21 protein-coding genes and 1 pseudogene are annotated in these 22,110 nt (G+C 69.0%); 16 read left to right on the top strand and 6 right to left on the bottom strand.

The genetic code is table 11. The annotated features are described in order from the left end of the window. The coding region (locus A5780_RS38910; RefSeq protein ID WP_156769391.1) for an LLM class flavin-dependent oxidoreductase at positions 1 to 184 on the bottom strand (184 nt) is incomplete at its 3' end. Here A5780_RS38910 and A5780_RS06715 point away from each other — a divergent pair. From A5780_RS06715 to A5780_RS06690, 5 genes and pseudogenes are all read left to right on the top strand, one after another. Continuing rightward, a pseudogene (locus tag A5780_RS06715) lies at positions 153 to 1,037 on the top strand (LLM class flavin-dependent oxidoreductase); the annotation flags it as partial. The gene A5780_RS38910 and the pseudogene A5780_RS06715 overlap by 32 nt on opposite strands. Before the next feature lie 93 nt (positions 1,038 to 1,130). Then, complete coding sequence (locus A5780_RS06710; protein ID WP_064903525.1) at positions 1,131 to 1,994, top strand: alpha/beta fold hydrolase; 864 nt, start codon at positions 1,131 to 1,133, stop codon at positions 1,992 to 1,994. Positions 1,995 to 2,003: 9 nt separating this feature from the next. Beyond that, positions 2,004 to 2,606, top strand: coding sequence for a TetR/AcrR family transcriptional regulator (locus A5780_RS06705; protein ID WP_064908022.1), 603 nt, complete (start codon positions 2,004 to 2,006; stop codon positions 2,604 to 2,606). 578 nt (positions 2,607 to 3,184) lie between these two features. Further along, on the top strand, positions 3,185 to 4,165 hold the full coding sequence (locus tag A5780_RS06695) for a terpene synthase family protein (RefSeq protein WP_146098559.1): 981 nt from the start codon (positions 3,185 to 3,187) through the stop codon (positions 4,163 to 4,165). A 149-nt stretch (positions 4,166 to 4,314) separates the two neighbouring features. After that, positions 4,315 to 5,448, top strand: coding sequence for a polyprenyl synthetase family protein (locus A5780_RS06690; protein WP_082857041.1), 1,134 nt, complete (start codon positions 4,315 to 4,317; stop codon positions 5,446 to 5,448). 72 nt (positions 5,449 to 5,520) lie between these two features. Here the strand turns inward: A5780_RS06690 and A5780_RS06685 are convergent, their stop codons facing one another. Beyond that, on the bottom strand, positions 5,521 to 7,434 hold the full coding sequence (locus tag A5780_RS06685; RefSeq protein ID WP_104363860.1) for a VWA domain-containing protein: 1,914 nt from the start codon (positions 7,432 to 7,434) through the stop codon (positions 5,521 to 5,523). Positions 7,435 to 7,509: 75 nt separating this feature from the next. On the opposite strand from A5780_RS06685, the gene A5780_RS06680 reads away from it, so the two are divergent. The 5 genes from A5780_RS06680 to A5780_RS06660 all read left to right on the top strand — a co-directional run bounded on the left by A5780_RS06680 (position 7,510) and on the right by A5780_RS06660 (position 12,222). Beyond that, positions 7,510 to 8,196, top strand: a complete 687-nt coding sequence (locus A5780_RS06680) for a TetR/AcrR family transcriptional regulator (protein WP_051755614.1) — start codon at positions 7,510 to 7,512, stop codon at positions 8,194 to 8,196. Between the two features lie 137 nt (positions 8,197 to 8,333). Then, on the top strand, positions 8,334 to 9,152 hold the full coding sequence (locus tag A5780_RS06675) for an SDR family oxidoreductase (RefSeq protein ID WP_064903521.1): 819 nt from the start codon (positions 8,334 to 8,336) through the stop codon (positions 9,150 to 9,152). Positions 9,153 to 9,189: 37 nt separating this feature from the next. Continuing rightward, positions 9,190 to 10,413 (top strand): acyl-CoA dehydrogenase family protein, encoded by a 1,224-nt coding sequence (locus A5780_RS06670; RefSeq protein ID WP_063014823.1) that lies wholly within the window; start codon positions 9,190 to 9,192, stop codon positions 10,411 to 10,413. A gap of 1 nt (position 10,414) precedes the next feature. Continuing rightward, positions 10,415 to 11,185, top strand: a complete 771-nt coding sequence (locus A5780_RS06665) for an SDR family oxidoreductase (protein ID WP_063014820.1) — start codon at positions 10,415 to 10,417, stop codon at positions 11,183 to 11,185. After that, positions 11,182 to 12,222, top strand: coding sequence for a phosphotransferase family protein (locus tag A5780_RS06660; protein WP_064903517.1), 1,041 nt, complete (start codon positions 11,182 to 11,184; stop codon positions 12,220 to 12,222). Before A5780_RS06665 ends, A5780_RS06660 begins: the two co-directional genes overlap by 4 nt. 11 nt (positions 12,223 to 12,233) lie before the next feature. On the opposite strand, the gene A5780_RS06655 is transcribed toward A5780_RS06660, so the two are convergent. Both A5780_RS06655 and A5780_RS06650 read right to left on the bottom strand, forming a co-directional pair. Beyond that, entirely contained in the window at positions 12,234 to 13,214 is a 981-nt protein-coding gene (locus tag A5780_RS06655; RefSeq protein WP_064903516.1) for a hypothetical protein, read from the bottom strand. Between the two features lie 147 nt (positions 13,215 to 13,361). Next, on the bottom strand, positions 13,362 to 14,525 hold the full coding sequence (locus A5780_RS06650) for a CdaR family transcriptional regulator (RefSeq protein WP_146098558.1): 1,164 nt from the start codon (positions 14,523 to 14,525) through the stop codon (positions 13,362 to 13,364). Positions 14,526 to 14,974: 449 nt separating this feature from the next. Here A5780_RS06650 and A5780_RS06645 point away from each other — a divergent pair, with 449 nt between their 5' ends. The 4 genes from A5780_RS06645 to A5780_RS06630 all read left to right on the top strand — a co-directional run bounded on the left by A5780_RS06645 (position 14,975) and on the right by A5780_RS06630 (position 17,762). After that, complete coding sequence (locus tag A5780_RS06645; RefSeq protein WP_063014862.1) at positions 14,975 to 15,517, top strand: hypothetical protein; 543 nt, start codon at positions 14,975 to 14,977, stop codon at positions 15,515 to 15,517. A 209-nt stretch (positions 15,518 to 15,726) separates the two neighbouring features. Next, positions 15,727 to 16,644, top strand: coding sequence for a DAPG hydrolase family protein (locus A5780_RS06640; RefSeq protein ID WP_231982868.1), 918 nt, complete (start codon positions 15,727 to 15,729; stop codon positions 16,642 to 16,644). Positions 16,645 to 16,669: 25 nt separating this feature from the next. Continuing rightward, complete coding sequence (locus tag A5780_RS06635; protein WP_231982867.1) at positions 16,670 to 16,876, top strand: hypothetical protein; 207 nt, start codon at positions 16,670 to 16,672, stop codon at positions 16,874 to 16,876. 94 nt (positions 16,877 to 16,970) lie between these two features. Next, positions 16,971 to 17,762 carry a tetratricopeptide repeat protein gene (locus A5780_RS06630; RefSeq protein WP_064903512.1) on the top strand — a complete coding sequence of 264 codons (792 nt, stop codon included), beginning with the start codon at positions 16,971 to 16,973 and terminating at the stop codon, positions 17,760 to 17,762. On the opposite strand, the gene A5780_RS06625 is transcribed toward A5780_RS06630, so the two are convergent. Then, entirely contained in the window at positions 17,750 to 18,478 is a 729-nt protein-coding gene (locus A5780_RS06625; protein WP_197521677.1) for a M50 family metallopeptidase, read from the bottom strand. The genes A5780_RS06630 and A5780_RS06625 overlap by 13 nt on opposite strands. Positions 18,479 to 18,601: 123 nt before the next feature. Between A5780_RS06625 and A5780_RS06620 the strand changes: the two genes are divergently transcribed. Next, positions 18,602 to 18,937, top strand: coding sequence for a hypothetical protein (locus A5780_RS06620; protein WP_051755615.1), 336 nt, complete (start codon positions 18,602 to 18,604; stop codon positions 18,935 to 18,937). A gap of 50 nt (positions 18,938 to 18,987) precedes the next feature. On the opposite strand, the gene A5780_RS06615 is transcribed toward A5780_RS06620, so the two are convergent. Then, positions 18,988 to 20,541, bottom strand: a complete 1,554-nt coding sequence (locus tag A5780_RS06615) for a succinic semialdehyde dehydrogenase (RefSeq protein WP_063014808.1) — start codon at positions 20,539 to 20,541, stop codon at positions 18,988 to 18,990. 243 nt (positions 20,542 to 20,784) lie between these two features. On the opposite strand from A5780_RS06615, the gene A5780_RS06610 reads away from it, so the two are divergent. Next, positions 20,785 to 22,011 (top strand): MFS transporter, encoded by a 1,227-nt coding sequence (locus tag A5780_RS06610; RefSeq protein WP_064908021.1) that lies wholly within the window; start codon positions 20,785 to 20,787, stop codon positions 22,009 to 22,011. The last annotated feature ends 99 nt before the right edge of the window (positions 22,012 to 22,110 follow it).

Raw genomic sequence — 22,110 nt, 5'->3', positions numbered from 1 at the left:
GATGCGCCGAGCGCCCGAGGCCCAGATCCAGCCGTCCCGGATACAGCGCGTCGATGGTGCCGAACGCCTCGACCACCGCCGCGGAGGTGTATTGACCGGCCTGCACGGCGGCCGAGCCGACGCGGATGCTGTCGGTGGCGGCCGCGATCAACGCGATGAGGGTGGTCGAGGCGTTCGGCACCATCGACGCGCTGTATCCGGGACGGCTGGATCTGGGCCTCGGGCGCTCGGCGCATCGGATCGCGGAGGTGCGCTCGGCGGGGGTGAAACCCGTACCCGCGCCCGACCGCCCTACCCGGGTGCGCGATGGTGTGGTGATCCCGCCGCCGTTCAGCCCCGGGCGGCTGCTGGATACGACCCGGCTGGCGGCGAGTTTCGAGGCGCTGCAACTGCCCGGGACGAAGCCACTGGACTACGGCCGTCAGGTCCGCGAGATCCGCGACCTGCTCTCCGGGAACTACCGCAGCTCCGAAGGTGTTGCCCTGCATGCCGTTCCGGGCGAGGGCGCCGAGGTTCAGCTGTGGCTGTTCGGAAGTTCCGGCGGTGAGAGCGCCCAGCTCGCGGGCCGGCTCGGACTGCCGTTCGCGGCGAACTACCACGTCTCCCCCGGCACGATCGCGGAGACGGTGGAGGCGTATCGCGCCGCCTTCCGGCCCTCGGCGGTTCTCGACCGGCCGTATCTGGTGGTGTCGGCGGACGTGGTGGTCGCCGACGACGACGCGACCGCCACCCATCTGGCCTCGACCTACGGCCATTGGGTCTACAGCATCCGCAGCGGCGCCGGCGCAGCCGAATACCTCGATCCCGATACCGCTCCCCCGCTGACCGAACAGCAGCAGCGCCTGGTGCACGATCGCGTCACCACTCAGTTCGTCGGCGCGCCGAATGTGGTGGCCGAACGACTCTCGGCGCTGCAGCAGCTGACCGGCGCCGACGAACTCGTGGTCACCAGCGTCACCTACCGGCACGAGGACAGGCTGCGCTCGCACGAACTGCTCGCCTCCGAATGGGGTCTACCGCAGCTCCGCGCGGCCTAGGGCGGCGCCGCCGCTGGTGAACCGACTCCCGGACCGATGAGTTTCGGCCGCGGGACGAGTCTCCTCAACAGACGCAACCGCAGAGGAGTCGCCATGTCGCGTCATGGTCAACGCTCGTCCGAGCATCTGGTCGCCGTCGGTGACATCGACCTGTGTGTGTCCACCTTCGGAGACCGGCGACGGCCCGCGGCGGTGCTGCCGTCCACGTCGGGGCTCTTCTGGGAGGACGAGTTCTGCGACCGGCTGGCCGCCGCCGGCCGCTATGTCCTGCGCTACGACATCCGTGACACCGGCCGGTCGACCGCCTACCCGACCGGCTCTCCCGGCTACACCCTGCGTGATTTGGCTTCCGACCTGGTGGGGCTGATGGATCTTTTCGAACTTCGGCGAGCCCATCTGGTGGGGTTCTCGGTGGCCGGATGGATCTGTCAGCTCGCCGCGCTCGATCACCACGACCGGGTGTCGGCCCTGACGTTGATCAACACCAGGCCGACGTCTCCCGGCCCCGCGGACCCCGATCTGCCCGACCACTCCGACCGGATCATGGGCTTCTTCGCCGCGACACCGCCTCCGGACTGGTCCGACCGGGCCGCGGTGATCGACTACCGCGTCGAACAAGCCCGGATGCTCTCGGGCGCATACGGTTTCGACGAACAGCAAGCGCGACGGCAGGCGCGGCGCACGGTCGATCGCACCACCGATATGGGCTCCAGCGTGCTCAACCTGGCCTTCGTCGATGCGGGCGAGCGCTGGCGGGAGCGGCTGGGCGAGCTCACCGTGCCGACCCTCGTCGTGCACGGCACCGACGACCCGTTCTTCCCGTACGGCAACGGCCAGGCCATGGCCCGGGAGATCCCGGGCGCCGATCTGCTCCCCCTGCCCGGCATCGGGCACGAGCTGCCGGCGTCCACATGGGATCAACTGCTCATCGCCATGCTGGCACTCGAGGACACATAGAATGGACTCGTGAGTCCATTGACGGCCAAGGGGGCGGCCACCCGGCAACGCATCATCGAGGGCGCCGCCGCCGAAATCCGTGACCGCGGAGTCACCGTCGCCACCCTCGACGACATCCGGGCCCGCACCCGTACATCGAAAAGCCAGCTCTTCCACTACTTTCCCGCCGGCAAAGAGGAATTGCTGCTGGCGGTCGCGCAGCACGAGGCCGATGTGGTGCTCGCCGACCAGCAGCCCTATCTCGGCGCGCTGGACTCCTGGGCGGCGTGGCAGCGCTGGCGCGACGTGGTGGTCGAACGGTACCGGGAGCAGGGCCGGTTCTGTCCCCTGTCGGTGCTGATGTCGGAGCTGGGTCGCACCTCTCCCGGCGCCCAGCAGGTGAGCGCCGCCCTGCTGCGCCGATGGCACGGCGACATCGAGCGCGGCATCCGCGGCATGCAGAGCCAGGGCGAGATCGCGGTGCGACTCGACGCGGGCCGCGCCGCGGCCGCCCTGCTGGCCGGAATCCAGGGTGGTGTCGGCATCCTGCTGGCGACCGGTGACATCGGTTTCCTGGAGGCCGCCCTCGACACCGGAATCGACGCCCTGCGAACCGCCGACGAAACCTGCTGAACTGCAAGGTTTTCGGGCTGCCTCCCGGAGGTTCCGAGACATTCGCCGGCCCGGTTCGCGCTGCGCCGGGCGGGTAGCCTGCCGTAAGCTTGGCGGCGCCCGCGAAGGGTGGCGAAACGAGGGGGCCATGAGTTGTTCGCAGTATCGAGGGCGACGACCCGATCGGCATGCTGTGCCCGATTGCCACGATCGTGCTGAGGTCGGTGTCCGCCATCGCTCGTCGGCTGCACGCCGAGCACGAAACGCACGCACGTATGCGGCCGTCGAATGCCCGCCGAGACCTCCCGTGGGGTACGGCGCCGCGCCGACCCCGGCCGGGCGGCACGGGCAGACTTCCGTGCCGGCCGTCGACGATCGCCGGGTGAATGCTCTCGGGCAGGTGGCGTATCCGCCGCTCGACTCGGGCGAGCTGTCCACTGTTCGGTCGAATCCGTCGGGAGCCGGGGTGCATGAGGGGTTGCGATCCGAATCCGTTGTGGCACTTCGTCTTGTCGTCACCCGGGATCGACCCGATATCGCAAACCGAATGCCCGGATTGCGGTACTCGCGTTAAACTGCTTGGGAGATAGGCGGTTTCGATGCATGTAACTGAGTTCTTCATGCCGTTCGATTCGGAGGGGGCCAATCCCGCCGAATCGGAGGCCGAGCAGGCCATGTGGGCCTGGCTCGAACGTTGTGATCTGGTTCCCTCGGAGCCGACCCGCCGGCGCATGCGCCGGACCCGGCCGGCTCGCATGTACGCGCTGTGGTGCCCGTATGCCGAGGCGGACGCGCTGGGATTGCTGAGCAGATTCACCGCATGGGCATTCATCGTCGACGATCAGTTCGACATCGAAATTCCCGACCCGGCACGGACATTGGCGACCATCACCGCACTGGAGGAGGTGTTCGAACCCGGCGCCCGACCGACAGGGGTCCTCGCGGTGGCCTTCGCCGAACTGTGGCGCGAACTGTGTGCGGGACGCTCGAGTCGGTGGCGTCACGCGGTGCGCACCGAACTCTCGGCATGGCTGTGGACCTACTACACGGAGAGCATCGGGCGGCTCACCGATCGCTATCCCGATCTGGACGACTACCGCGCCCACCGGCGGGACTCGGTGGCGCTGTACGTCTTTCTCGATATCAGCGAGATCGCCGAGGGCGTCGACCTGTGCGCGGGCGCGCGGGCGCTGCCGGCATTGCGCGCGATCCGGGAGGCATCCGTCGAACATATGGGCCTGTTCAACGACATTCTGTCCATCGATTCCGACGAGGCGTCGGATTATCTGTACAACTCGGTGCTGCTGGCCGAACGTCAGCTCGGTCTCGACCGGGATCGTGCGGTCGATGTGGTCGACCGCATGCTCACCGCATGCGTGCGCCGCATGCTCGCGGGCATCGACGCGCTGCCGGCCGAACTCGACGCGGCGGGACTGTCCGGCCGCGACCGCACCGATATCCTCACCATCGCGACCTGCTACACCCGATACGTCCGAGCCAACTTCGACTACCACTATCAGGCCGCGCGCTACACCAGCGCGCCGCGCGAGGCACTCGAGCACGGCGCTCCCCTGGCCTGACGACGAATCCGCGGGCGCAGGCGTTGCGCAAACGCAACCCGGGCCATCGCCCGGCCCGCGGGTTCCGGTGCGACGATGAATACTTCACGCACCGCCGACCGCGACGCGGAGCGGGCGCGGCGGCTGTGCCCTAGCGAGCGGGGCCGGTAATGCGAGCATCCAAACCCACCACTTACTCTCCGGCGCAACATCTTCCCACAGCGGACCGCAAGGACTGCGCGGTCGCCCGTGAACCCGGGCGCCGTCCACGCGCCACCACCGATGCCGCCCCGGGCGCGCGCACCGCGGCGACCCTGCTCGCCGATGCCCGCACGGCGATCGCGCCGGTCCTGCGGGCCGCCGTCGCCACCCTCGGCCACCCCCTCGACCGGATGGCCGGTTACCACTTCGGCTGGTGCGACGCCGAGGGCAACCTGCGCGCCGGCTCCCACGGCAAGGGGCTGCGCCCGGCACTGACTCTGGCCGCCGCGGCCGCCTGCGGCGCACCGGCCGCCGATGCCGTACACGCGGGCGCCGCGGTCGAACTGCTGCACAACTTCTCCCTCGTCCACGACGACGTGATGGACGCCGATCCACTGCGCCACGGCCGGCCCACGGTCTGGCGGGTGTGGGGCACCACCAATGCCACCTTGCTCGGTGACGCGTTGCAGGCCTTGGCATTCGCGGTGCTCTCCGACGGCGGAGTGCCGGAGGAGGCCGGCGCCGCCGCGGTGATCCGGCTGGCCCGCACCGCCGCGACCCTGTGCCACGGCCAATATCAAGACTGCGATTTCGAAACCCGCCCGGATGTGAGCGTCGAGGACTACCTGGCCATGGCGGCCGGCAAAACCGCTGTGCTGCTCGGCTGTTCCTGCGCCCTGGGCGCGTTGTGCGCGGGTGCGGATTCGCGAACGGTGGCCGCGTTCAACACCTTCGGCCGCAATCTCGGCCTGGCGTTCCAACTGGTCGACGACGCCATCGACATCTGGGGCGATCCGGCGGTGACCGGTAAACCTGCGCTCAGCGATCTGGCCGGCCGGAAGCGGTCGTTTCCGGTGGTGTGCGCGTTGGCCTCCGACACCGATGCGGGCCGCGAATTGGCCCGGCTGTACCGCGAGCCACGTCCGATGACCACGGCCGACGTTGCGCGCGCCGCCGAACTGGTCGCCGCCGCCGGTGGGCGTGAACTCACCCGCGAATACGCCGACCGGGCATTGCGTTCCGCGCTCGCCGGGCTGCCGTCAGGCGTCGCCCGGGGCGATCTCGAAACCCTGGCTCACGTGGTGGTCCGGCGGAACAGGTGAGCCGGTCCGTCATCACTCGCAAGCGATCACGGACCGGCCCTCGATTTCCGCCGGCTCCTCGGTAGCGGTGCCCTAGGGACGGGTGTCCTTGCGGCGGCTTCGTATCACCACCAGCGCGCCGAGCAGCAGTCCGAGGAGGACCACGCCGGCGATGACGGCCGCGACGACCGTCGGCGACACCCCGTCGCCGGATTCCGAGGCGGCCGACGCCCGCGATTGCCCGCCGTTGTTCGACGAGGACGAAGCCTCCGGTGTCTGCGTGGCATGCTCACCGAATATGCCGGCCGGCGTGGCGGATTCGTACCGCGGTCCGGGCTCGGCAGCCCCGCCGACGGTCACATCCAGGCGAATCGGGACGGGCGCACCGAGTCCTTCGACATTCGAGGCGCTGACCGAGACGGCGATGTAGTACCAACCGGCCAGGCTCTGTTCGGCGCTCTTGGCGTCCCCGGCCGTGCGATTGCTGTAGCGCACCGGCAACGTCGCCAGCGGACCACCGGCCGGCATCGTCGCCGATTCTCCGTTGTAGCTGCCGAAGTCGTGGTCGATCTCGGTGCGAATCGGCGAGTACAGCGTGGTCGTGACCCGCGACAGACCGTCGAGTCCGCGCTTGTCGGAATCGAGGAAATTCACCCGGTATGCGAGGCCCTGGCCCCATCCGAGCGCGACCCGATAGAAGACGAACTCGCCGCGCTGCAAGGTGTCGGAATAGCTACCGGAACCTTCCAATGTCGTTGCGGCATTGAACGATCCACTTCCCGAGACCGCGACGGCACTACCGGCCGGTGGCGTAAAGGCCGTCGGTGTGGCCGAGGCGGGCGGACCGGGGTCGCCGGCCGCGGGCTCGATTCCGAACAGCAACTCCATCGGCATCTGCTGCGGGCTGGTGTCGGCGACGCCGTGCCACTCGGGTGCGAAGTAGTAGCGACCGCCGCCGCGGCACGCGTTCGCGGCGCTGTCGGATCCGGAGTCGGTCTTCGTCGCGCCGTCCCACGCCTTCGTGACGGTCAGTGCCACGCCGTCACTGGTGTTCACCACCTGCTCGAACTCGAATACGTTGCAGTCCTTGCCATCCTCGCCGTAGACGCGCAGGTACAGAACGCTGTTGTCGTTGCCGGGCGGTTTCTGCCGGACGTGCGGGAAGGCCAGCGTCGCACTGAAGTAGGCCATCGCGCCCTGCGGCACGTCCAGTGCGTAGTACTTCGTCTCGTGCTGGGCGATCGTGTCCAGATATCGGCCCGGCCCGGCGACCGGCGCGTCCCGATAGGTCGTGGTGCCGGAAATCGGCGCGCCGACCGGCGTGTACGTGCGCAACGCCGCCTGACTCACCCGGGGCAGGACACGTTCGAGGGATGCGCCGTCGGCGGCGTCGGTGTACGTACCGCCGGTCTGCTGTGCGATGCACGTGAGCTGTTTGCGCGCGGGCCCGTCCACACCGAATCCGATGGCATGCACCACGATCGTGGCGCCCTGACGCTCGAGTTCCCGGGCGACTTCACACGGATCCGGTGGCGCGCAGGTGTCTTCGCCGTCGGAGACGAGGACGACCGACCGCGGGCCCTGCTTCGGAAGCGCGTCGGCGGCCGTGCGCAGCGCGGCGCCGATCGGCGTATATCCACTGGCCTCGACACCGTCGACGGCGGTATTCAGAGCCGCTCTGTCGATGATGTCGGCGCCGTGCAGCGTGCGCACGTCCGCACATCCGGCGGTCTTTTCCGCATCCGAGGATCCCGTTCCGGTCCCGTACACGGTCAGCCCCACCTTCGACCGGGCCGGGGCCGCGGCGACGAAACTGTGCACGGCGGCCTTGGCCGCATCCAGTTTCGTGCCGCCGGCGGGATCCGGAGCCCGCATGGATCCCGAGGCGTCCAGCACCAGCATGGTGGGGGCGTACTCGGGTTGCTGTTGCGCGTGCGCCGGAACCGCGGTGAGCGCAACCGCCGCTGCTGCCGCCCCGAGCGTCAACAGCTTCCTCAATATCGACATACTCTCCACTCCGATGACTTCCAAGATCAACAGACCCTACGTGCCGCCATCGGCCTCGTCGGCTATAACTGCTGCATGGGAAAGTTCGGCGAGGATGGTCGCAGCACGGACGCGGCGCCGTCGATGGCCCGGACTTCCCTGCTGCGGGAATTGCCGACCACCGAGCGCGGATTGCGTACCCGCTCGACGCTGATCGCCGCCGCGCGCCGCGTCTTCGAGACCAGCGGCTATCTCGACACCCGGCTGGTCGACATCACGACCGAGGCGCACTGCTCCTCCGGCACCTTCTACACCTACTTCTCCAGCAAGGAGGAGATTTTCGCGGCGGTCCTGGAGGTCGCCCAGGAGGACATGATGCACCCGGGGATGCCGCATGTTCCCGAGGCCGACGATCCGGCCGCCGTGGTGGCCGCGAGCAACCGCGCCTACTTCGAGGCCTATCAGCGCAACGCCAAACTGATGGGCCTGCTGGAACAGGTGGCCAATATCGACCCCGAATTCCGGGTGCTGCGCCAGCGCCGCGCCGAGGCATTCATCGATCGCAACGCTCGCAGTATCGAATCGCTGCAACGTCGCGGGCTGGCCGATCCCGAGCTGGATCCACTCCTCGCCTCGCGGGCGCTCTCCGGGATGGTCAGCCGCCTGGCCTTCGGGCATTTCGTGGCCGGTGACGACACCGATCGCCCGGTCGACCTGGACGAGCTCACCTATACCGCGACCCGCTTGTGGGTCAACGCGCTGCGTATTCCGGCCAAGTCCTGACTCGCCATTTCGCCCTCCGGCGCGGCGCAGACCTGCTACAACAGCGGAGTGCGGCGCCCGCGCACACCCGAAATTGAACTTGACGTCAACCTCAACTACGGTGGGGTGACATCACGGACACGGACAGGGGTACGGCAGTGCAGGTTGCGCAGAAGGTGGCCATCGTGACCGGCGGCGGAGGGGGCATCGGCGGCGCTCTCGCCGCCCGCCTCGCCGAAGCGGGCGCGCGAGTCGTCGTCGCCGATCTCGACGAGGCCGCCGCGAAGAGCGTCGCCGACGCCGTGGCCGCCGACCATCCCGGTGCCTGCGTGAGCGCGGGGGCCGACGTCAGCGATCCCGAGGCGATCGCCGGTCTGATCACGCTGGCGGAGAACACGTTCGGCCCGGTGGACCTGTACTTCGCGAACGCCGGCATCGCCGGTGCGGCCGGGCTCGACGTCGCCGAGGCCGACTGGGACCGGTCCTTCGACGTGAACGTGCGCGCGCACATCCGCGCCGCCACCCAGCTCGTACCCCGATGGCTCGAGCGCGGCGAAGGATATTTCGTCAGCACCGCGTCCGCGGCCGGACTTCTCACCCAGATCGGGTCGGCCACCTACTCGGTCACCAAGCACGCCGCTGTCGGCTTCGCCGAATGGTTGTCGGTCACCTACGGCGACCAGGGGATTCGGGTCAGCTGCCTGTGCCCCATGGGGGTCGACACGCCCCTGCTGTATGCCGGGCGCGACTCCGGCGACCGGCTCGGCGCGGCCTCCACCCGGGCGGTGACCGCCGCCGGGGAGGTGCTCGAACCCGCGCAGGTCGCCGACGCCGTGCTCGCCGCGATCGACGCCGAGCAGTTCTTGATCCTGCCGCATGCGAGTGTGCTCGAGATGTATCGGCGCAAGGGGGCCGACTACGACCGCTGGCTGGCCGGCATGCGCCGGTACCAGCGCAGCTTGCTCGACGAGAACTGAAGCGTCACAACAGATTGCACAACGATCAGGAGATCACATGTCGATGTTCGACATCTCCGAGCGGGCCGAGAAGTATCGGGCCCAGCTGCTGGAGTTCATGGATTCGCACGTCTACCCCGCCGAGGCCGTCTACGACGAGCAGATGCGCGCCGCCGGCGATCCGCATTTCCAGCCGCCGATCCTGGAAGAGCTCAAGGCCGAGGCGCAGCGGCGGGGCCTGTGGAATCTGTTCCACCCCTACCCGGAATGGGGTCCCGGTCTGACCAACCTCGAGTACGCGCCGCTGGCTGAGATCATGGGCCGCAGCCACCTGGCGCCGGAGGCGTGCAACTGCAATGCCCCGGATACGGGAAATATGGAAGTCTTCACGCTCTTCGGCACCGACGAGCACAAGGAGAAGTACCTGAAGCCGTTGCTGGCGGGCACGATCCGCTCGGCGTTCGCGATGACCGAGCCCGCGGTCGCCAGTTCCGACGCCACCAATGTGGAACTGTCGATGGTGCGTGACGGCGACGAGTACGTGCTCAACGGCCGTAAGTGGTTCGCCTCCAACGCCTTGCATCCGAACTGCACCGTGCTGATCGTGATGGGCAAGACCGATCCCGACGCCGCGCCGCACCGCCAGCAGTCGATGATGGTGGTCCCCATCGACGCACCGGGCGTGACCGTCATGCGCGGCCTGCCGGTCTTCGGCTATCAGGACCGCGAGGGGCATGCCGAGATCGATTTCGAGAATGTGCGCGTACCGCTGAAAGATGTGCTGAAGGGCGAGGGCGAGGGCTTCGCGATCAGCCAGGCCCGGCTCGGCCCCGGCCGCATTCACCACTGCATGCGGGCCATCGGAATGGCCGAACGCGCCCTGGAGCTGATGTGCCGGCGCGCGAGTACGCGCATCACCTTCGGCAAGCCGATCGCCGCCAACGCCAATATCCAGGACTGGATCGCCGAGGCGCGCATCGATATCGAGATGATCCGGCTGCTGACCCTGAAGGCCGCCTATCTGATGGACACCGTCGGCAACAAGGAGGCGCGCACCGAGATCGCCGCGATCAAGGTGGCCGCGCCGAATATCGCCCTGAAGATCGTCGACCGGGCCATTCAGGTCCACGGTGGCGCCGGTGTCACCGACGACTTCCCGCTCGCCATGGCGTGGGCGCATCTGCGCACGCTGCGGCTGGCCGACGGCCCCGACGAGGTGCACAAGCGCACACTGGCCCGGCAGGAACTGCGCAAGTATCGAGATGTGAAGGCGGACAACTGATATGCCGAACGCGGATCTGACCGGCCGCACCGCGATCGTCACCGGCGCCTCGCGCGGCATCGGCCTCGCGACCGCGCAGGCCCTCGCCGCGGCCGGGGCCAACGTGGTGCTGACCTCACGGGATCAGGAATCGGCAGACGCGGCGGCCGCACAGGTGGAGGGCAACGCGCTCGGCATCGCCGCGCACGCCGTCGACGAGGAGGCCGCGCGCAGCTGCATCGACCGCACCCTCGAGCGGTTCGGCAGCGTCGACATCCTGGTCAACAACGCGGGCACCAATCCGGCGTTCGGCCCGGTGATCGATCAGGACCACGGCCGGTTCGCCAAGATCTTCGACGTCAACCTGTGGGCGCCGATCCTGTGGACGTCGCTGGCGACCAAGGCCTGGATGGGTGAACACGGCGGCGCGGTCGTGAACACCGCCTCGATCGGCGGTATGGGTTTCGAGGCGAACCTCGGTCTCTACAACGCCTCCAAGGCGGCGCTCATCCACCTCACCAAGCAGATGGCGCTGGAACTGTCGCCGCGGGTCCGGGTCAACGCCGTCGCGCCCGGCGTGGTGCGGACCAAGCTCGCCGAGGCTCTGTGGCGCGAGCACGAGAATCTGGTGGCCGACGCAACCGCACTGGACCGGATCGGCGAACCCGACGATATCGGGTCGGCGATCGCGTTCCTGGTATCCGACGCCGCGCGCTGGATCACCGGTGAGGTGATGGTCGTCGACGGTGGGCAGCGACTCGGCCACCCGGCGGCATTCCGGGCGGCACCGTGACCGCCACGCCGGAGCAGGCCGGGGGCATCGACACCGCCGCCGTCACCCGGTGGATCGACGGTCTGGGGTTCGGGCTGACCGGCGCCCCGACCTTCACCCGGATCGGTCTCGGCCAGTCCAATCTCACCTATCTGGTGCGCGACGACGCCGGACACCGCTGGGTGCTGCGGCGGCCACCCCTCGGCCGGCTGCTGGCCTCCGCGCACGATGTGGTGCGCGAGTCGCGGATCATGTCCGCGCTGGCCGGAACCGATGTTCCGGTGCCGGAAATCCTTTCCGTCACAACGGATTCCGAGGTCTGCGACGCGCCGGTGGTGCTGATGGAATACGTCGACGGACAAGTCGTGGACACCATGGAGGTCGCGGAGTCGCTGACTCCGCAACGGCGCCTGGCCATCGCCCGGTCCCTGACCCACACGCTGGCGCGTATTCACGCGGTCGATCTCGAGGCGGTGGGGCTGGCGGATCTGGCCAGTCACAAACCGTATGCGCAGCGGCAGCTGAATCGATGGTCGCGGCAGTGGGAGCAGTCGCGCACCCGCGAGGTGCCCGAACTCGACGATCTCACCCGCCGGCTAGCCGGATCGATTCCGCCGCAACGGGAAACGACATTGGTGCACGGTGACTTCCACCTGCGCAACGTGATCACCTCGCGGGAGACCGGCGCGGTGGTGGCCGCGCTGGACTGGGAATTGTCCACCCTCGGCGATCCCCTCGCGGATATGGGGAGTCTGCTCGCCTACTGGGTCCAGCCCGGCGAGGACCTCGGCGGTGACTTCCCGGCGTCGGCACTGCCGGGTTTCCCGAACCGAGCCGAGATGGCGCGCGCCTACCTCGACGAAACCGGCCGTGACCGCGACGCCCTCACCTTCTGGCATGTGCTGGGCTTGTGGAAGCTCGCGATCATCGCCGAGGGCGTGATGCGGCGCGCAGCCGATACGCCGAGCAACAAGGCCGCCGCGGGGACGCCGACCGTCGAACGCATCGACGCGATCGTCGCCCACGCCCGCGAGATCGCGGCGGCCGCGGGGCTCTAGCCGCGGATCGCTCAGATCGCCACAGGGGTCGCGAGTACCTCGGTGACGGGTCGCCGCGGCGTCTGCGGCAGCGACGCCGCGCCGGCGGGCAACCAGCCCAGTCGCACTATCGTCTGCGGGTAGGCGCACTCCAACAGCACGCTTCGGCGAATGTGGGAGCGCAGGTCGGGCATGGCCAGCGGTTCGGACTGCAGACTGGATGACAGGCCCAGCGTGGTCGCCGACAACAGCAGCGCGCTGAGCGCTTCCCCCGCCCGCAGCCGAGAGAGCGGGTCATCGCCGGCCGTGCACATCACCAGCCATTCGGCGGCCTCGGGTTCGGTGGCCGGATCGGCCAGTTCCGGTGACTCGAACCGGCGCCTGGCGATCTCGTCATCGGCACGCGGGGCCGGCGTATTCGCGGCCGGGACACCGTCCGAGGTCCCGTGCCGACCGCTCCAGACCGCCAGCTCGTGCAGATATGCGGGATCGGCGGCGTGGCGCAGCGAGGCGACCCGGGCGGCTTCGGCCAATTCCGGGCGCAGCTCCCGCGGCACCTGCCGGGCGGCGGCGCCGTAGGACCGGGCGGCGGCGGACACCTCCCGCACGAACGCCTGCGGCACCGGTCGCGCGCTGTAGCGGCGGCGATCCGACTGCCGGTGGCCGATCGCCGCGGCGAGTTCGATATCGCGCGGCGACGGCCGGTACGGGCGCACGGTGATGGCCGCGAGGTGATCGGGATCGGCGTCGTCGGGAAGGTAGGTGACCCGCGCGGACCAGCCGCGCACGGCCAGCGCCACCCGCATGTGATGCAGTGCCGCCCCGCAGCTCAGGAGCAGTGCGCGCTGGGCCGGATCGGTCACGACCAACTGCCGCGACCGGTCGGCGTACAGGTGGGCGGCGTCCTCGCGCAGCGACCACCGCCACGGTTGGGTGTTGTGCACCGAGGGTGCGCGCACGGCCATATCGACAGCGTCGGCGAATACCGCGGTGACCGGATCGGCGAATGTCATGGTGCCGGTCCTTTCCTTTCGAGCGTCGCACGGACATCTGGGCGCGGTGCCCGGATCTCGGGCCCGCGTCGTTCCCATGTATCGATCAACCGCCGGCCCGGGCGCGGAGTTTCGTAATAGTTGACAAAATGTGGACGATTCTCCTTATTAATCGACGCACGAGCCCGGGTGACCGGAACACAGTTCCCGATAGCGCAATGCCCACCACACCTGCTGCATCACGTGCGGATCCTTCAGTGACGCACCCGTGAGCTCCTCGAACCGGGACAGCCGATAGCGGACCGTGTTGTGATGCAGATACAGCCGATGACCGGTCTCGCTGGCATTGCAGCCGGCCGCCAGATAGGCATCGACGGTCTCGAGGATCGCGTCGGCGTCGACGTCGACGAGCGGGTCGATGTAGCGGCGGACCATCGCGGCCCCGACATCGCTGTCGCCGACGACGGCCGGTAGGAGGCCGAGGTCGGTGAGCGTGTGGCGCCCCGGACGCCCGAACAGGCGCGCGGTCTCGGCGACCCGGCCGGCGATATGCAGCGAATGGGGAACCCGCTCGAGCGGACAGGCCGGGCCCACCCCGAGGAACACTCCGGCCGAGGGTGCGGAATCGTCGCGCGGATCGCAGATGCCGACCACATCGCGTTCCAGGATCGCCACCACCCCACCCGGCGGCCGGAATCCCGGCCGTTGCCGCAGCTCCCACTCAGTCTGTTCCGGCTCCGCGGTGATCGCGCGGAAGGCCGAATACGTCGCGTCCAGGCGGAGTCCTATGTGTTGGGCACGGCGGCGCAGCTCACCGGCGGGCAAAACGCCCTCGGTCAGCGCCCGCACCATATCGTCGCGCCGGGTATCGAGGCGGCGGGTGATCTGCGCTTCGGCTTCGCGGTGGGCGGAGGTGAATGCGACGGTGGCCGCGTCCGAGGCACGCAGCAGGGAACCGAGGACCGACAGCAGCGCCGAGCCGCGCCGGGTCGCCCAGTGTTCGGAGGTACTGATGCGTTCGATCACCTCTCCCACCACGATCTGCCATCCGCGCAGCATCGCGTCGAGCGGCACACCGAGTTCGGCCCGCAACGCGCCGTAGGCTCGGAATTCCGCGAGCTCCTGCTCGTCCAGTGGCCGATCGGCCGCGGTGGCGGTGATCAGACGATCGATTACGGAGGCGATCGACGGCGTCAGGCTGGCGGCGGCAATCCCCCGGTACGCCGGAATCTCCCGCTGCAGCCGGGTACAGATGTGGTCGGCCAGCTCGACGGAATCGCCGATCGCGGAGGGGGGCAATCGCAGGGGCGTCGAACCGTCGTCGTCGCTCACATCGATCGACAATACGGCGCGCGGGTGCGGGACCGAAGGTGTTCGCGGTCGGGCCGCCGAGTCGGAAGGAATCCGTTGTCGCAGTACCCCGGCCTTCGCGGCATCGAATCGGTGGCGCCGAGTCGATCCGGTATGGGTGTGGGCGTGGCGCGGATTCCGGAGCGGTCGGGTACGCCGCGGGAGCCGGGAGCATCGCCGGAATGCGCGGTTCGGACCGGCCACGGCGTTCGCCCGGCTGCGCTTCCGGCGGCCGTCTGCTTCCAGGCCGGTCGCGACGATTCACATTCCTCGCGAACAACAGGCAAACCCACTGTGCGCGAAGCGATTTCGGGAACCGCGAATCGGAAACCGAACACCGGCGCGCTATCTGGGTAAGAATGAGAACGGCCGAGATCCGGCCACAGGGGACATGTCGGCCCGGCCGGGCCGACGGAATGTGGGGAAAGATCATGAGAGCCAAGAAATTCGCCGCTACCGCGCTACTGGCCGTCGGTGCCACCACCGCGGCCGCCGGCGTCGCGCAGGCCGCACCGGCCACGGCCTCCGAGATCGCTGTGCGCGGGGTCGAACAGGGCGTCGGCTTCGTCACCGCGCCGACGGCCGACCACACCGGTCTGACGACCACCGTGGACGCCGGATCCTTCACCGTCACCGGTGATGCGGTCACTCTCACCGATGCCGCCGGCCGTGCCGTCGCGTCGGTGCCGCTCGGTCTGCGCACGGCGTCCGGAACGGTCGGCCTCACACCGCGCATCGACAATGCCGGCCGGACCCTCACACTGACGCCGCAGTCGGCCACCGATCGGACCGCACAGGCCATCGACGAGGCCTCCGACACGCTCGCTCGCAAGCAGTACAACGCGGGCGTCGGCGCCCTGGTCGGCGCCGGAATCGGTGCGGTGCTGGGCTTCTTCCTCGGTGGTGTCGGCGCCCTGGTCACCATTCCGATCGGCGCCGGGATCGGAGCCCTGATCGGCTACTCCACGCCGTAGCCTGCACCTCGCGCGGCCGTGCGGTCCCTCGCCCGGCGAACCCGCACGGCCCGCGACGGGCCGCCCGATCACCATATGCGGCGGCCACACTGGGACATGTCATGATCGTGTCGCCGCCGGGCCGGTGAACCCACCGGCATTCACGAATCCTGTTGGGAGCCGCCATGATCGGCGCGCCTGCGCGGCGCGCGCGGCAGTAGCCTCGTCGCATGGTGAAATCGTCGGCTCTCTCGCGGCGCAGGGCATTGGCGCTGGCGGCCGTCGGCGCGGGGGCGTTCGCCGTGGTCCGGTCGTCACCGGCTCACGCCGACGGGCCCGACAACGTCCGCTACGGCGGGTATTCCGCGCAGGACCGCGCCCAGCCCTATGCCCACTTCATGACCGAGCACACCGCCCCACCGCAACCGGCGGTCGCCGCCGCGTACGCGGGGCCACCCACCCCGGCGGAACGTATTCCGCCCTTCGCCGCGCTGACCGCGGAGCTGGGCCCGTCCGGCTACGCGCCGATCGAAACCGGATACGGGCACACCGATTCCGGAATTGTCTGGGTGGCGGTACGCACGGAGATGCCGCGCGTGACCGCCGCCATGTGGGATTGGTGGTTCGGGTGGCATCTGGTCGAATCCGCCCGGTACAAGCTGTGGCATCCGGATGCGCACATGTACGCGGAGGTCGCGGCCGACCGGACGGGCGGGGCGATGCCGGACCGGCAGCGGTATGTCGGCAACATCTCCTACGTCGATGAATACATCGGCCCGAAGTTGCAGCAGCTCGCCATCGCCTTCCACGATCCGGTCGCCTACGGGTTCACCGTCCCCGAGGACCACACCGTGGTGCTCGGACGGGTCGGCAGCAGCGTCGCGCCCGTCGACCTGGGCTGGCTGGCCCACCAGGTCCGCCCGGTCGCCGGTGGATGCGAGATGCGCAGCCGCTTCTATCTGCGCATCTACGGAGTCCACACCCTGGATCCGGTGCACACCGCGCGTGCGGTGCAGCGCGGTGCCGCCGCCGACGTCGACGACCTCGTACCGGGACTCGGCCTCGCTCGTGATCTGCTGTTGCACTGCGGGCAGGAGATGAACCATCTGGCTCGCTTCCTGCCCGAGCTGTACCACGAATTCGCCTGACGGATTCGGCAGTCACAATGGTGGAGTGCCGGATTCGCAGATCTCCCCCGCCGTCGCCGCGCTGATCCGCTGGCAGGACAGCGGTGGCATCTGGCGCGTGCTGGGCAGGCGCGGCACGCACGTGACCATCGGATTGTTCGAATGCACCGGCGGAGACGAGGTGGACCGCATCGTCTCCGCGGACCCGGCCCTGCGGGCGTTCATCGGGCAGCGCGGCAGCAGCGAGGACTGAACCCGCCGGTTCGGCGCCATTTTCCGGCCGCAGGGACTACGGTGTGCGCGGCAGCGCATCGATTCCCCCTACAGCTGCGGCGAAAGGCGGCGCGATGGCCGGTACCGGTGAGGCGAATCGCCCCCTGGCCGAGCGATATCCGGGCACCGAGCCGGTCGATTGGCGCGGTCTCACGGTCCATCCGATGTACTCGCAGCGCCTGGGAGCGGAACCGACGGTGGTGCGGTTGTCGCTGCGCGCCGCGGCGCCCCCGTCGGGATTGCTGGGCCTGGGCATCGGGTTGTCGGTGATCGACGGCTCTGTGATGGTGCGCGGAAGCAGGCTGGCGGGCGTCGATGTGTGGAGCGATGCCCTCGCCGAGGGGATCGATCTACGCCTGTCGGGAACCGGCCCGGCGGCCGCCTACACCCTCACCCCGGTGTGGATGACGGCCGCGGGCGCGGTCGAATCATGGACGGGCAACTACGGACTCGTCATCGAACGCGGCTCGGGTGCGACCATGGTGCTGCGCTGCAGTACCGGCGTCGGCGAACCCGATTTCGGCGAATTGGTGGTGGCGGTGACCGCCACCGTCGACGCCGCCGGCGATCAGGACCGGTTCCGGTCCGCGCTCTACCACCTCGGCGTGGAGGCGCACACTCGCGGCGACCTCGACCAGGCCCGGCGGCTGTGGCGGCAGGCGGCCGATCTCGGGCATACCGGAGCGGCCTACGATCTCGGCGTACTCGGTTATCGCACACGCGAATTCGACGAGGCGCAACGCTGGTGGCGTGTCGCGGCCGAGCAGGGCGACCCGCGCGCGATGGCCGGTCTCGCGGAAGTGCTCGAACGCCGGGGTGATTCGGATGCGGCCCGCCGGTGGCGTGCACAGGCTCAGGACGGCTGAATCCCCAGTAGCTGCCCCCCACCCAGCACCAGCGCCGCGAAAGTCAGCAGGCCGAACACGAGGACCCACAGCCGCGCGGGAATGCGGGTGAGCCAGGCCAGCTGATCGGCATCGGATCCGTCGCCGCGCACCGACACCTGCCACAGTTCGATCACCGCGCGCACGCCGCCGAACAGCAGGAACCACGTGACCACATAACCGAAGACACCCTGCCACACCGCGGTTCCGTACCAGGACACCGCGAAGGCGGCCCCGCCCACGCAGATCACGGCGAGGAAGCCGAACAGGTTGCGGATCACCACGATCAGCACCACCAGCGCCGCGATGAGGATCCACAGCATCATCGTCTGGCGTCCGGTGCCGAGCAGGATCGCGAATCCCAGCCCCACCGCCGAAGGGGCCGGATAACCGGCCAGAGTGGTCAGCACCATCCCGAAACCTCGTGGCTTGCCGCGAGATACGGTCACCCCCGAGGTGTCCGAATGCAGCCGGATACCGCTGAGGGTGCGGCCCGTGCAGATCGCCACCACCGCGTGGCCGATCTCGTGGGCGATCGTCACACAGGTCCGCAGCACTCGCCACACCGGCCGGTAGAGCACAACCACCAGCGCCGCCGCTGCCGTCGCCAGCACCACCCATACCGGCGGCTGCGGAGAGATCGTCGTCAATTTATCGGTTACCGACGACACCGCATCGGCCGTTCGAGACAGCTGCACCGCCGTAGGGTAGCGGTCCGTCCGATTCGGCCGGATACGACGGGGTATTCGGCCGGTGAACGCTTAGGCTTGCGGTCGAATTGCCGGGATCGGCCCGGCACGCGGCCTCGACGAGGAGACCAGATGACACCCAGGGCCCATCGCAGCATCGCCGCGCTGTTCGGCACCATCGCAGCGGCCGCGGTGACCGCGGGCCTGCTGAGTGGATGCTCGGACGTGCAGCGCGCGATCAACAAGGGTGGCGACACCCCGTGCAGCGACTACGTCAAACAGGACGCCGACACCAAGCGGGTCACGATCACCAAATTCGTGAAACAGCAGACGAACAACGATCACGAGCCCGCCGGCACCCAGGTCGACGCCACCATGGCGGCGGTGGACTTCCTGTGCGCCAACCAGCGCAACGCCGACACACCGATCAAGAACGCGAATCTGACCGGAATCTTCTTCAACCAGTAGGTGCGCGCCGGGTCGGCCACCGGGGGCTCCGGTGACCGACCCGGTGTCGCTCAGCGTCCCGGCAGGTAGCGGAAGCTGCGCGCGAGCGTCATCAGCAACGCCTGCCACTTCGACTGCGGAATCCCCAGCGGCGCATCCAGATTCATTCCGCGGGTGACGACCACCGTCTGCGGTTCGGTGAACTTCAGCAGGCCGTCGGGGCCGTGGCGCCGACCGACACCGGAGATGCCCATACCTCCCATCGGTGCGCCGGTGCTCCCCCACGCCGGTGCGTAACCTTCGTCGACACAGACGGTTCCGGTGCGCAGCCGGGCCGCGATGGCCTGCCCCTCGGACGCGCTGCTCGCCCATACGCTGGCGTTGAGCCCGTATTCGGTGTCGTTGGCGCGGGCGATCGCCTCCTCGACATCGGCGACCGGATAGATCGAGACCAGCGGGCCGAAGGTCTCGTTGCGGCCGCATTCCATCTCGTCGGTGACCTTGCTCAGGACGGTCGGCTCGAAGAACAGCGGCCCCAGATCGGGGCGCGCGTTGCCGCCGGCGAGAATTTCGGCGCCCTTGGACGTGGCATCGGCGACATGCTTGGTGACGGTCTCGAGCTGCGCCGGTGAGATCAGGCTGCCGATATCGGTCGAGAAGTCGTAGGCCGCACCGAGTTTCGCGGCGCCGACCGCCTTGACGAACTTCTCGCTGAACTGCGCCGCGATCGACTCCTCGACGTAGATCCGCTCGATCGAGATGCACAGCTGGCCGGCGTTGGAGAAGCAGGCACGCACGGCCGCCTTGGCGACCTTGTCCAGATTCGCGCCGCGGGCCACGATCATCGGGTTCTTACCGCCGAGCTCGGCGGAGAATCCGATCAGCCGCTTGCCGCACTGCTGGGCCAGTTCGCGCCCGGTGGCCGAGGAGCCGGTGAACATCAGGTAGTCGCACCGGTCGACGATCGCGGTGCCGACCACGCCGCCCGGGCCCGGAATCACCTGCAGCACATCGCGGGGCAGACCCGCGCGCAGCAGCAACTCCACGCTGGCCAGCGACGAGTACGGTGTCTGGCTGTCGGGTTTGACCACGACCGCGTTGCCGGCCAGTAGCGCCGGGATCGAATCGCCGATCGACAGCACCATCGGATAGTTCCACGGCGCGATGACGCCGACCACACCCTTGGGCTGGGTGCGTACCTGCGCGCGGTTGAGCACCGGGAACGCACCGGGCACCGAATGCGGTGCCAGCAATTTCGGCGCGACGCGCGAGAAGTAGCGGGCCGCGAACATCATGCCCAGAATTTCTTCCTGCGCCGCCCACCGGGCCTTGCCGGTTTCGGCCTGGATCACGTCCATCAGGTATTCGCGCTCGCTGATGATCAGTTCGCGGAAGCGTTCCAGCACCGCCGCCCGTTCCTTGGGCGTGCGTTTCGCCCATTCCGCCTGCGCGGCGCGGGCGCGGGTGAACGCGGCGCTCACATCATCGGCGGTACCCACCGGCACCTCGCCCAGCGGCTGCCCGGTGAACGTCTCGGCGATGGTCTTGTTCGCGTGTTCACGGGAACCGTCGACGGACGCGAACGCCCGCAGACGCTCGAACACCGCAGCTTCCGGCACGGGCATCGTCGCCTCCTACTTGTGAGTAATGTAACCCTCCGATACACATAATCTACCGCGCGCTGCGCGGGCATATCTCCGCCCTGGGACGGATATTGTCCCGGACTTTCGGCGGGGTGGGCCACCGCGCGGCACATGCGTCACACCGGGGCGCTCCGGCGGGGCGTTTTCCCTGCCCCGGCCGCATACCGATGCGATCATGGATCCGATCGGGGCGGCGGGCGGATCGGCGACGACCGGAGGCGGATCATGGCGGCTCGGCGAGCCGATGCGCGGCCCAGGCGGGACCCGGCCCCGCCGCTGGGGGCCTGGGGTTTCGTGGTCCGGTTCGGAATTGTCAGCTTGCTGGCGGATTTCGTGTACGAAGGGGCGCGGTCGATCACCGGGCCGCTCCTGGGCTCGTTGGGTGCCTCCGGATTCGTCGTGGGCATGGTGACCGGAGTGGGTGAGGCGGCCGCGCTGGTGCTGCGCCTGGTCTCGGGCCCGCTGACCGACCGGACGCGGCGGTTCTGGGCGTGGACCATCTCCGGCTATGTGCTCACCGTGGTCAGCGTCCCGCTCCTGGGCCTCGCGGGGGTGCTGTGGGTGGCGGCCGCGTTGGTGATCGCCGAACGGGTCGGCAAGGCGGTGCGAAGTCCGGCCAAGGACACGTTGCTCTCGCATGCCACCACGGTCACCGGCCGCGGTCGCGGCTTCGCGGTGCACGAGGCGCTCGATCAGGTCGGCGCGGTCGCGGGGCCGCTGACCGTCGCGGCGGTTCTGGCTGCGACCGGCGACGATTTCACTCCCGCCCTCACCATGCTGGCGATCCCGGGTGCGGCGACGCTGCTGTTGTTGGTACGCATCCGAATCCGTGTTCCCGATCCGGCACGATTCGAACCCGCCGCCGCGGCACCTCGGCCCGGAAGCTCGAGAGTTCCGCTGCCGCGCCGGTTCTGGCTGTATTGCCTGTTCACCGCCGTCTCGATGCTCGGCGCCACCACCTACGGCGTGCTGTCACTGCACATGGTGGCGGCCGGGGTGTTCACGGCGGCCACGGTGCCGGTGGTCTATGCCGCGGCCATGGGAGCCGACGCCGTGGCCGCGCTGGCCTCCGGCTGGCTGTACGACCGCGTGGGCGCGAAAACACTACTCGTCCTGCCGGTTTCGACGGCGCTGGTGCCGGTCTTCGGTTTCGCGGGTGACATGGGCGCTGTGCTGGCGGGTGCACTGCTGTGGGGTGCGACGGTCGGTGTACAGGAATCCACGCTGCGCGCCGTGGTGGCCGATCTGGTTCCGGCCGATCGCCGCGCCACCGCCTACGGCATCTACGCCGCCGTCCTCGGCGCCGCCACCGCCGCCGGCGGCGCGATCACCGGATTCCTCTCCGACACATCGTATTCGGCATTGATCGCCACCGTCGTCGTGGTCGAGTGCGCGGCCGTGGTCGTCCTGTCCGCTCTCGCCGCCCGCCGCCGCCCAGCGGCGGGCCGGTGACAGAACACGCTGACTCACCGCGGTATTCGAGCGCAGATATACCTAACACTGTTCAAACGTGTGACTTGCCACAATGTCTCGACGGCGGTCATCTTCGCC

Source organism: Nocardia sp. 852002-20019_SCH5090214, assembly GCF_001665865.1.
Classification (GTDB): Bacteria; Actinomycetota; Actinomycetes; order Mycobacteriales; family Mycobacteriaceae; genus Nocardia; species Nocardia nova.
This window is presented reverse-complemented; position numbering and strand designations above follow the sequence as displayed.

Coding starts and splice junctions, on each gene's coding strand:
- A5780_RS06630 (WP_064903512.1), top strand. CDS start 16,971: ATGGCCGGTACCGGTGAGGCGAATCGCCCCCTGGCCGAGCGATATCCG.
- A5780_RS06620 (WP_051755615.1), top strand. CDS start 18,602: ATGACACCCAGGGCCCATCGCAGCATCGCCGCGCTGTTCGGCACCATC.
- A5780_RS06655 (WP_064903516.1), bottom strand. CDS start 13,214: ATGACATTCGCCGATCCGGTCACCGCGGTATTCGCCGACGCTGTCGAT.
- A5780_RS06685 (WP_104363860.1), bottom strand. CDS start 7,434: ATGTCGATATTGAGGAAGCTGTTGACGCTCGGGGCGGCAGCAGCGGCG.
- A5780_RS06610 (WP_064908021.1), top strand. CDS start 20,785: ATGGCGGCTCGGCGAGCCGATGCGCGGCCCAGGCGGGACCCGGCCCCG.
- A5780_RS06645 (WP_063014862.1), top strand. CDS start 14,975: ATGAGAGCCAAGAAATTCGCCGCTACCGCGCTACTGGCCGTCGGTGCC.
- A5780_RS06690 (WP_082857041.1), top strand. CDS start 4,315: ATGCGAGCATCCAAACCCACCACTTACTCTCCGGCGCAACATCTTCCC.
- A5780_RS06665 (WP_063014820.1), top strand. CDS start 10,415: ATGCCGAACGCGGATCTGACCGGCCGCACCGCGATCGTCACCGGCGCC.
- A5780_RS06615 (WP_063014808.1), bottom strand. CDS start 20,541: ATGCCCGTGCCGGAAGCTGCGGTGTTCGAGCGTCTGCGGGCGTTCGCG.
- A5780_RS06710 (WP_064903525.1), top strand. CDS start 1,131: ATGTCGCGTCATGGTCAACGCTCGTCCGAGCATCTGGTCGCCGTCGGT.
- A5780_RS06695 (WP_146098559.1), top strand. CDS start 3,185: ATGCATGTAACTGAGTTCTTCATGCCGTTCGATTCGGAGGGGGCCAAT.
- A5780_RS06670 (WP_063014823.1), top strand. CDS start 9,190: ATGTCGATGTTCGACATCTCCGAGCGGGCCGAGAAGTATCGGGCCCAG.
- A5780_RS06640 (WP_231982868.1), top strand. CDS start 15,727: ATGGTGAAATCGTCGGCTCTCTCGCGGCGCAGGGCATTGGCGCTGGCG.
- A5780_RS06680 (WP_051755614.1), top strand. CDS start 7,510: ATGGGAAAGTTCGGCGAGGATGGTCGCAGCACGGACGCGGCGCCGTCG.